Here is a 10254-nt window from a genome sequence, read left to right on the forward strand (position 1 = left end):
GCTGGCGAAAAAGTATCACTGCTCCTTTATAGGTAAATGAGTATAGCCATAGGGATGTTGGGGAAAATTGACGCGTTCGATTTTTTTATCAATCCGTGCGCTGATTTATCAATTTTATTTATGCAATTAAGTTAGCAATAAATTATCAGGATGTAATATCGCCGCCGGATTGCACAAAATTTGTTTCACTCGACGGTTGCGAGTAGACTTCGTGCCCTTGTATGAAATCGGAGAAAAGTACCATGAGCGAGACGGCAACCTGGCAGCCGAGCGCATCCATTCCAAATCTGTTAAAACGTGCGGCTGTAATGGCGGAAATTCGCCGTTTCTTTACCGACCGCGGCGTGCTGGAGGTGGAAACGCCTTGTATGAGTCAGGCAACGGTGACCGATATCCACATGTTCCCGTTTGAAACCCGTTTCGTTGGCCCCGGCCACTCTCAGGGTCTGAATCTGTATCTGATGACCAGCCCGGAATACCACATGAAGCGGCTGCTGGCCGCCGGATGCGGGCCGGTTTTCCAACTGTGCCGTAGCTTTCGCAATGAAGAGATGGGCCGCCACCACAACCCAGAGTTCACCATGCTGGAGTGGTACCGTCCCTGCTACGACATGTACCGTCTGATTAACGAAGTTGACGATTTACTGCAGCAGGTGCTCGAGTGCCAACCCGCGGAAAGCCTCTCTTATCAACAGGCCTTCCAGCGCTATCTGGAGATCGATCCGCTGTCGGCAGACAAAACCCAGCTGCGTGAAGTGGCGGCAAAGCTCGATCTCAGTAATATCGCCGATACGGAAGAAGATCGCGATACGCTGTTGCAGCTGCTGTTCGCCATGGGTGTAGAGCCGCACATCGGTAAAGAACGTCCGACTTTCGTCTATCACTTCCCAGCAAGCCAGGCGTCGCTTGCGCAGATCAGCACCGAAGATCACCGCGTCGCCGAGCGCTTTGAGGTCTACTACAAGGGGATGGAGCTGGCGAACGGCTTCCACGAGCTGACCGACGCACGCGAACAACAGCAGCGTTTTGAGCAGGACAACCGCAAACGTGCGGCCCGCGGCCTGCCGGAGCAGCCCATCGATTATAACCTGCTGGCCGCGCTGGAAGCCGGACTGCCGGATTGTTCCGGCGTCGCGCTGGGTGTAGACCGCCTGGTGATGCTGGCGTTAGGTGTAGAGACCATCGGCGAAGTGATCTCATTCACCGTCGATCGCGCCTGATTAATTACGCTTCCCTTTCATGAGGAGAGGGAAGCCGTTTCCCGCCGTTAGCGTTATCCCCTTCATTCAAAGATTTTTACAGTTCTCCCCGCTGCATTAGCCCTAATAACCACAATTTCAAACTGGATTATTGCTAGGATCCGCGTTCAATTTCTGCTTACCTGGCGACGCCGTTCGGCGACGCTCACGTTTGGATCGATTTATGCCTCAACAAATCAAGAAGATGAGCCTGATTGGGCTGATATTAATGATCTTCACTTCGGTGTTTGGCTTTGCCAACAGCCCTTCGGCGTTTTATCTGATGGGTTATAGCGCGATGCCGTTTTATCTTTTCTCGGCGCTGTTTTTCTTTATTCCTTTTGCCTTAATGATGGCGGAGATGGGCTCGGCCTATCGTAAGGAAGAGGGCGGGATCTATTCGTGGATGAACCGTAGCGTCGGGCCGCGCTTTGCATTTATTGGCACCTTTATGTGGTTTTCATCCTATGTGGTGTGGATGGTCAGTACCGCGGCGAAAATTTGGGTCCCGTTTTCGACCTTTCTCTTCGGCGCGGATAAAACCCAGAGCTGGGCTTTTGCCGGCTTAACCTCGACGCAAACCGTCGGCGTACTGGCCGCCTGCTGGATGGTGCTGGTGACGCTGGTGGCGGCGAAAGGGATAAATAAGATTGCCAAAATTACCGCCGTGGGCGGCATCGCGGTGATGTGCCTTAATCTGGTACTGCTGCTGGTGAGCGGGGCGATTCTGCTGCTGAACGGCGGCCATTTCGCACAATCGCTGGATTTCACCGCGTCGCCGAACCCGGGATATCAATCGGGGCTGGCGATGCTGTCTTTCGTGGTGTTCGCCATTTTCGCCTATGGCGGGATTGAAGCGGTCGGCGGGCTGGTGGATAAAACCGAGAAGCCGGAAAAGAACTTTGCCAAAGGCATTATTATCGCCGCGCTGGTGATTTCGATCGGTTACTCGCTGGCTATTGTGCTGTGGGGCGTCAGCGCCAACTGGCAGCAGGTCTTGAGCAACCACAGTACCAACCTTGGCAATATCACCTACGTGTTGATGACCAGCCTCGGCGCGACGCTTGGACAAGCGCTTCATCTGTCGCCGCAGGCGGCGGCGCTGACCGGCGTATGGTTTGCGCGCATTACCGGGCTGTCGATGTTCCTTGCCTATACCGGCGCATTCTTCACCCTGAGCTATTCGCCGCTGAAGGCGATCATTCAGGGGACGCCGAAAGCGCTGTGGCCGACGATGATGACCAAAGTCAACGCTAACGGCATGCCGGCTAACGCCATGTGGCTGCAGTGTCTGCTGGTGAGTCTGTTTATTTTGCTGGTCTCTTTCGGCGGCGATACCGCTTCAGCGTTTTATAACAAGCTAACGCTGATGGCTAACGTCTCGATGACCTTGCCGTATCTGTTCCTGGCGATCGCGTTCCCGTTCTTTAAGGCCAAAGCCGATCTCGATCGTCCATTTGTGATGTTTAAAAGCCGGGTGAGCACGCTGCTGGCGACGACGATAGTGGTACTGGTGGTAGCGTTCGCCAATATCTTTACCGTTATTCAGCCGGTGATGGATTCCGGTGACTGGAACAGTACGCTGTGGATGGTCGGCGGGCCGATTTTCTTCTCGCTGTTGGCATTAGGGATCTACGAGAACTATCGTCAGAGAACGGCGGTACAGGTAGCGCTGGCGGAGGGTTAAGAAAGAGAATGCCCGGTGAAGCGCTCACCGGGCTAGTTAGTGCTTACAAACTTCCTGGCGTACGGCTGCTTTTACCCGCTGAGTTCAGCGGCTGGCTGCTGCGCAGACCATCCAGGCTTTCCAGGCGCATCTGGAACGGTGGGAACGGCATGTCGATGCCGTGTGCGCGGTAACCCGCCAGAATCAGCTGATGCAGCTCATGACGCAGCGGCATACGGTGGCCCATCTCGGCGGCGTAAATACGCAGCTCGAAAATCTGAATCCCCTGCTGCAGGTCAACGAGAAACGCTTCCGGCGCCGGGGTATCAATCACCAGCGAGCAGCGATGAGCGGCGGTCAACAGAATCTGCGTGACCTCTTCCGTATTGGCCTCCGCGGGCGCCGGGATAGTCAACACCACGCGAGTGACCGAATCCGACAGCGACCAGTTGATGAACTGTTCGGTGATGAACGCTTTGTTCGGCACGATGATTTCTTTACGGTCCCAGTCGCTGATGGTGGTGGCGCGGGTATTAATTTTCGTCACGCTACCGGTCAGGCTGCGGATAGTGACCGTATCGCCGATACGGATTGGTTTTTCAAACAGGATGATCAGGCCGGAGATAAAGTTGGCGAAAATTTCCTGTAGACCAAAACCAAGACCGACGCTGAGCGCCGCCACCAGCCACTGTAGTTTCGACCACTCAATACCAATCATCGAGAAGCCGACCAGCCCGCCAATTAGCATCAACAGATATTTGGTGATGGTGGTGATGGCGTAGCCGGTACCCGGCGTCAAATCCAGATGTTGCAGAATCGCCAGCTCCAGCAGCGCCGGGAGATTGCGCACCAGCTGGGTGGTGATAATCAGCACCAGAATGGCGATCAGGACGGCGCCAAGAGTAATGGGTTCAAGACTTTCGACGCCCTGTACCGTGGAGGTCACATCCCATAGCGAGATATTTTCGAGGAAGCCGAATGCCGAGTGAATTTCCGACCACAGAATAATCACCGACAGCAGGGCGATTAGCATCAGCAGCGAGCGGACCAGGCGCAGGGACTGGGTACTGATGGCGTCGAGGTCGACTTCGCTGACTTCCGCTTCGACCGAGCCTTCTGTGCTGGTGGAGTGGGCGGTATCTTCTTCGCCGCGGGCGCGCTGGGCGAGGATTTCCGCACGGCGGTGTTTGGCGCGATCGAAGGCCAGGCGCCGACGCTGAATCAGCATCCAACGGCGAATAATATGGTAAACCACCAACAGCAGGAACCAGATGGCGACCGAGGTTTCCAGTCGCGCCAGTAGCGCCTGCGAGGTGGCAAGATAGCCCACCGCCGCCGCCAGCATCGCGATCAGCGGCGCGCCGAGCAGCAGGTTCCACAGCAGACGGTTCACCATGTTCTCGCCGTCGCCTGCTTTATCAAGATACAGCGGGATCCCGGCGTGCTTCAGGCTCAAGGTAACCAGCGCCAGCGCGCCGCATATCAGCATGAAGCACAGGCGGCCCAGCGAGGCGGAGAATTCACGGTCGTTGAGATTATCGAACATGATCAGCGCCATAATCAGCGGTACGATCAACCCGATGCTCATCAGGTAGTAACGCATGGCTTTGGCGACGCGGTTACGCGGCCAGCCGAAGTGGGCGATGAACAATCCATTCGGCCGGGCGAAGGTGGCGCAAATCATCACCACCCACAGCAGCGGCACGGTGGCGGTCACGCCGTCGCCAATGGCGACCGCCAGCGGGAAGGGCCAAGCCGCCTGCAATCCATAGCCGAGCGTCATCCACAATACCGGCAGCGGAGATGCCACCAGAATTGACCAGAACACGGTACGCAGCGTCAGCCAGAAGTGATCCTGCGTCACCTTGCCAATCCGCGCGCTGGAGCGCTCAAGGAAGCGGGTAAAGTGGCGTCGCGAATAGATACTGAAGCCCACCAGCACCAGCGCGCCAAACAGCGGGAACAGCGTCTCTTTGCTGGTCAGCATCATGACGCTGGCCTTGCCGAGCTGGTTGATGGTATCAAGCGAGATCAGACGACGCAGATCCTGCACCACTTCCAGCGGCCAGGAGAAGCCAATCGGGCTGACGTCCGAGGTCCAGAACAGATAGCGGTGGGTTGCTTCGTTAATCTCTTTCAGCGCGTCTTCTAACTGGCCGTTGGCGACTTTCAGTTTCGTCAGTTCGAGCAGCAAGGTATCGCCGCCGCGTAGAAGCGAGTTAAGCAGCTCGCTCTGGGTACGCAGCTGCGCCTGCAGGATGCGGTTTTGTTCCGCGGTGAGCGGCTCGCCGTCGGCCTGGCGAATCAGCCGTAGCTGCGCCTGCTTGCTGAGCAGGTCTTCGTAATGCAAGCGCTGTACGCGCAGCTGGGCCGTTTCAGTATCTAACTGCTGTGGGCGCGGGCGCTCCGGCAGACGGGCGACCTGGGCGCGTAGCGCTTCGCCGAGTAGATTCGATGATCCCAGCCACTGCGACTGTTCGCGCAGGGTGTTCAGCGCCTGGCGCACCTGGAGCGTTTGATTGGTTGCTTGCCGCTGCTGCGAGGCCACCAGATCCAGGCGCTGAACCTGCTGATTAAGCGCCTGCGATAGTTCGCGGTTAATTTTGAACTGGTCGGTGATCCCCGGCGGCAGGTTTTCGCTGTTTTCCGCCAGCAGCTCGGTGCTCTCCAGCGCCTTTTCCGCTTCGCGTTGGCGCTGGCTGTTCTGCTGATTACGCAGCGCCTGCAGGTAGGCATCGAGCTGTTCGCTCTGTTTCTGCGCCAGCTCAGAGCGGATGCGCGACAGTTCCTGGCGGTTGTTAGCGGAGAGTTGGGCCAGATCCAGCTCGTCGACCAGCGCTTTCAGACGCGCGGATTCCGCCTGCAGACCGAGATTTTGCGCCTGCGCCAGCGGCGTATTGCCGGGCTGCGCGCCGACGCGACGTTCAATCTCATTAAGCTTGCGGCGGGCGTCGGTTTGCTGCTGTGGTAATTGATTAAGGGAGTCGGCGATTTCCCGCGCCCGATCCTGCTCCTGCTGCGCCTGGCGGCTGGCTTCCAGCAGTTGGCTGCTGACCTGCAGGATCTCCTGATTCAGCGCGTCGGCGGTGAGGGCGGTAGGTACCTGGTGCGGCGTTTCGCTGACATTCGCTAACTGAGCGCGGAGCGTTTGAAACAGTTTGGGGAAATTATCGATAACGTCCTGGTACTGGCGAGCGCGCTCAACGGAGGCGTTGCGCTCCTCCAGCGCATTCAGCGCGGCTTGCAGGACTTCGACGGTTTCAGGCTGGGCGGGTTTCGCCGCCTTCGCCTGTTCCAGTTCCTGGGTAATTTGTTTGACGTCCGGGGCCGTCGCTGCGTACGCCCCGAAGCTGAGGCTCAAGGCCAACAGAAAAGTGTATATCAGGCGCACGGCGTAACCCTTTGTCGTCCGGAATTAACCTTCGTCTTGTTTATCGTCAACCAGCGGGCTGGCGCGGTGTTCGGCGCGGATCTCTTCTTCCGGCAACGGCGCAGGTTCCACGGAGATATCAGCTTCTACGGCCGTCGCCAGCGGTTCGCCGATTTTGGTGACTGACAGGCTTTGCAGTTGTTCAACCAGCTTCACCTGGCCTGGCGCAAACAGGTTAATCACCGTTGAGCCCAGCTTAAAGCGGCCCATCTCCTGGCCCTTCAGCAGCGCAACGGAGCCTTCGCTTTCGCCTGCAGGCCAGGTCCAGCGTTTAATAATACCTTCCCGCGGCGGCGTCACGGTGCCGGACCAGACGGTCTCGATGCTGCCAACAATCGTTGCGCCGACCAGAATCTGCGCCATCGGACCGAATTCAGTATCGAACAGGCAGATAACGCGCTCGTTGCGGGCAAACAGGTTCGGTACGTTTTGCGCCGTCAGGTGGTTGACCGAGAACAGATCGCCTGGGACATAGATCATCTCGCGCAGGATGCCGTTGCACGGCATATGCACGCGGTGATAGTCGCGCGGCGACAGATAAGTGGTGGCGAAGCTACCGTTACGGAACAGGTTGGCCATCTGGTAGTTACCCGCCAGCAGGGCCTCCAGGGTGTAATTGTGGCCTTTGGCCTGCAGAATTTTGTCATCTTCGATAGCGCCAAGCTGGCTGATAACGCCGTCAGCCGGCATTACCAGCACGTTGGGATCGGTGTTCAGCGGGCGAACATCGTCACGCAGCGGGCGGACGAAGAAGTCGTTGAAGGTGCGGTAAGCGGCAGTATCCGGCTTCTGCGCCTCTTTCATATCGACTTTGTAGTATTTGACGAACAGATCGATAACCAGTTTAGTCAGCCAGCCTGCTCGTTTACTTGCCCCCCAGCCTGCGAGGCGGGTGAGCCACAGTTTAGGCAGAATGTATTGCAGTGAGAGTTTAAACGAGTTTAACAAGGTAGCCTCCAGGCCGTTAATTGTCGTTCCTGACCCCGCTTTGGCGCGGGGTACTGAAAAGGGGGACGATTCTATACGTAAACTTCAGCGAATTGTATCCGCGCCGTCTTGCCGGCAAAGCGATTACGTTTAGCGACGACAGCTTAAATGTCAGTCGTCGGTTGATGAAAAGCTTTTACGCGTTTTTACCTGCACCTGTTCCATACTTTCCAGGATGCGGTGATAGTTGGCGAAACGGCTTTCGGCGATAGCGCCTTTTTCTACCGCTTCGCGAATGGCGCAGCCTGGGTCGGTGTCGTGCTTGCAGTCGCGATACTTGCAATGGCCTAAATAATCATGGAATTCGACAAAGCCGTTGGTGATTTGTTCCGCGTCAAGATGCCACAGGCCAAACTCGCGGACGCCCGGGGAGTCAATCACATCGCCGCCGTGCGGGAAGTGATAAAGACGTGCGGCGGTGGTGGTGTGCTGGCCGAGCCCTGAAACATCAGAGACGTCGTTCGTCAGGATTTGCTCATCCCGCAGTCCCAGCAGCGTGTTCAGCAGGCTGGATTTACCCACCCCGGACTGGCCGGCAAAGATACTAATGCGCCCGGTCAGGGCCTCTTCAAGCGGCTTCAGGCCGTCCTGAGTATGGCTGGACACCATCAAAACCGGATAACCGATCTGGCGATAGATATCCATCTGCTCATTGACGAAGGCCATACCCTCCTCGTCCAGCAGGTCTATCTTATTCAGTACCAGCAGCGGTTCGATATTCTGCGCTTCGCAGGCCACCAGATAGCGGTCGATAATATTGAGCGACAGTTCGGGTAAAATGGCCGAAACCACGACGATTTGGTCGATATTTGCCGCGATAGGCTTCACGCCGTCGTAAAAGTCCGGGCGCGTCAGCACCGAGACGCGTTCATGTACCGCTTCGACGATGCCTTTGACGTTGACCCCGTCGGCGGCGTCTTTGCCTGGCCGCCAGACCACGCGGTCGCCGGTTACCAGAGAACGAATGGTCCGGCGAATGTTGCAGCGGTGGGTCGTGCCATCCGCGGATTCGACATCGGCATGCATACCAAAACGGCTGATGACGATACCTTCAGAAGGCTCGCCAAACAGGTTGTCATCGTAGTCGGCCTTCTCCGAAGTCGTTTTCAGGCGGCGCTGGTGGTTGGCCTTAACGCGGCGCTGCTGGCCTTTGGAGAGCTTATTTTTACTCAATCGAACTGGCTCCTGGTCGCCCTGATGGGGCAAAACCTCTATGATACACGCTATTTTAGATGAATATAGTCACGCAAGAAGGGTGGAAAATAGCATGAGTGCAGATGAAAACAACCTGATTTGGATCGATCTTGAGATGACGGGGCTGGATCCCGAGCGCGATCGCATTATCGAAATCGCCACCCTGGTCACCGACGCGAATCTTAATATTCTGGCAGAAGGCCCGACCATTGCCGTGCACCAGTCTGATGCTCAGCTGGCGCTAATGGACGAATGGAACGTGCGCACTCATACCGGCAGCGGGCTGGTCGATCGCGTGAAGGCCAGTACCGTGGGCGACCGTGAAGCGGAACTGGCCACTATTGAGTTTCTCAAGCAGTGGGTGCCGGCGGGGAAATCGCCAATTTGTGGCAACAGCATCGGTCAGGACCGCCGCTTCCTGTTCAAATATATGCCGGAACTGGAAGCTTACTTCCATTATCGCTATCTCGACGTCAGCACCCTAAAAGAGCTGGCGCGCCGCTGGAAGCCGGAAATCCTTGATGGGTTTAAAAAGCAGGGCACTCACCAGGCGATGGACGATATCCGCGAATCCGTCGCCGAGTTAGCCTATTATCGCGAGCATTTTATTAAGCTCTGAAGCGTCAACGGGGCCGACATGGCCCCGTTCTTTTTGATGTGTTACTTAAACCACTTTTGTTCCATCTGCTGGAACTCCGGCGACGCCTTCACGACCTCCAGCGCGTCATTAATCTGCTTAAGCAACTCCGGGTCGTCTTTGCGTACCGCGATGGCATATTGTTTGCCGTAGTAGGCCGGGTCGGTGGCGCGCTCTTTCATCTCGGCGTAATCAGGATTATCCGCCAGCCACTGGTCCATCGTCGCTAAATCGCCGATCGCGCCGTCGACTTCGCCGCTTTTCAACGCCGTCAGCGCGTCGCTATCGCTGCCAAAGGCGACGGTTTGAATGCCTTTTTGTTTATCGCGTAGATAACGCTGATGAACGCTGCCTTTGACCACGGCGAGCTTTTTACCCTGCAGGTCGGCAAACCCGTGGGCGGCGTCTTTTGCCGTGACTACCACCCCGGAGAGCTCCTGGCGATAAGGCTGAGTGAAGGCGACCTGCTTTTCACGCATCGGCAATACTTCAACGCCGGCGATAATAGCGTCGAACTTTTTAAAGCGTAGCGCCGGGATGAGCGTATCAAAGCGCTGCGGCGTGAATTTACATTCCGCCTGCATCTGTTTACACAGCGCATTGGCCAAATCAATGTCAAAACCCGTAGGTTGGCCTTTGCCTTTGACGGTCTCAAACGGCGGATTGGCGGTTGTGGTGCCAAAATGGAGCGTCTCGGCAGAAGCTGTTCCGATGATTGATGTGGTCAGCAGCAGGACGGAAAGCGCTTTTTTCATTCTGAATCCCTGATAGTCGTCATGGTGGACCTTTTCGCGGATAGCCACCGCGGTGTCATGAGGGCGATTTTGCGCCATTCGCGCGGGGGGAAAAAGATATTTTGCTAATTATGGCGGTTATTTATACAATTCAGTGGGCTGTGTGGCGAGAAAATGTCCATTCAAACAAAAAACGAAAAAAAGTGCTCGCCAGGGGGTTGCAGGTGAATCGAATTCTCGTATAATGCGCCTCCCGTAACGACGCAGAAATGCAAATTACGACGCCATCGAAATATGGCAAAAAAGCAGTAACGCGGGAATAGCTCAGTTGGTAGAGCACGACCTTGCCAAGGTCGGGGTCGCGAGTT

Annotated in this window: 8 protein-coding genes; 3 read left to right on the forward strand and 5 right to left on the reverse strand. The window is 56.4% G+C overall.

All coding sequences use genetic code 11. The features are described from left to right. Nucleotides 1–242 precede the first annotated feature (242 nt). Together epmA and yjeM are read left to right on the forward strand one after the other, a co-directional pair. A complete protein-coding gene (gene epmA, locus ABLV17_RS18360) occupies nt 243–1220 on the forward strand; it encodes an elongation factor P--(R)-beta-lysine ligase (protein WP_015368646.1) in 978 nt (325 codons plus the stop codon). 202 nt (nt 1221–1422) lie between these two features. Next, the gene (yjeM, locus tag ABLV17_RS18365; protein ID WP_087859208.1) at nt 1423–2925 is read left to right on the forward strand and encodes a glutamate/gamma-aminobutyrate family transporter YjeM; all 1503 of its coding nucleotides are present in this window, start codon (nt 1423–1425) and stop codon (nt 2923–2925) included. Between the two features lie 43 nt (nt 2926–2968). Here the strand turns inward: yjeM and mscM are convergent, their stop codons facing one another. The 3 genes from mscM to rsgA form a co-directional block, all read right to left on the reverse strand. Then, nucleotides 2969–6295: a miniconductance mechanosensitive channel MscM gene (mscM, locus tag ABLV17_RS18370; protein WP_087859207.1), complete on the reverse strand. Its 3327-nt coding sequence runs from the start codon at nt 6293–6295 to the stop codon at nt 2969–2971. 24 nt (nt 6296–6319) lie between these two features. Next, nucleotides 6320–7282 (reverse strand): archaetidylserine decarboxylase, encoded by a 963-nt coding sequence (asd, locus tag ABLV17_RS18375; RefSeq protein WP_308957759.1) that lies wholly within the window; start codon nt 7280–7282, stop codon nt 6320–6322. Between the two features lie 150 nt (nt 7283–7432). Next, a complete protein-coding gene (rsgA, locus tag ABLV17_RS18380) occupies nt 7433–8494 on the reverse strand; it encodes a small ribosomal subunit biogenesis GTPase RsgA (protein ID WP_087859205.1) in 1062 nt (353 codons plus the stop codon). Between the two features lie 94 nt (nt 8495–8588). On the opposite strand from rsgA, the gene orn reads away from it, so the two are divergent. Then, entirely contained in the window at nt 8589–9134 is a 546-nt protein-coding gene (gene orn / locus ABLV17_RS18385; protein WP_015704162.1) for an oligoribonuclease, read from the forward strand. A 41-nt stretch (nt 9135–9175) separates the two neighbouring features. On the opposite strand, the gene ABLV17_RS18390 is transcribed toward orn, so the two are convergent. Next, nucleotides 9176–9907, reverse strand: coding sequence for an arginine ABC transporter substrate-binding protein (locus ABLV17_RS18390; protein ID WP_308957760.1), 732 nt, complete (start codon nt 9905–9907; stop codon nt 9176–9178). A gap of 130 nt (nt 9908–10037) precedes the next feature. Next, on the reverse strand, nt 10038–10254 hold a 217-nt coding region (locus ABLV17_RS18395), incomplete at its 5' end, for a hypothetical protein (protein WP_205414710.1).

The organism is Klebsiella sp. CN_Kp091 (genome assembly GCF_040065095.1).
GTDB classification, from domain to species: domain Bacteria; phylum Pseudomonadota; class Gammaproteobacteria; order Enterobacterales; family Enterobacteriaceae; genus Klebsiella; species Klebsiella aerogenes.

What these genes read in the sequence shown, in the direction of transcription:
- orn (WP_015704162.1), top strand. Translation starts at nt 8,589, where the DNA reads ATGAGTGCAGATGAAAACAACCTGATTTGGATCGATCTTGAGATGACG.
- yjeM (WP_087859208.1), top strand. Translation starts at nt 1,423, where the DNA reads ATGCCTCAACAAATCAAGAAGATGAGCCTGATTGGGCTGATATTAATG.
- ABLV17_RS18390 (WP_308957760.1), bottom strand. Translation starts at nt 9,907, where the DNA reads ATGAAAAAAGCGCTTTCCGTCCTGCTGCTGACCACATCAATCATCGGA.
- epmA (WP_015368646.1), top strand. Translation starts at nt 243, where the DNA reads ATGAGCGAGACGGCAACCTGGCAGCCGAGCGCATCCATTCCAAATCTG.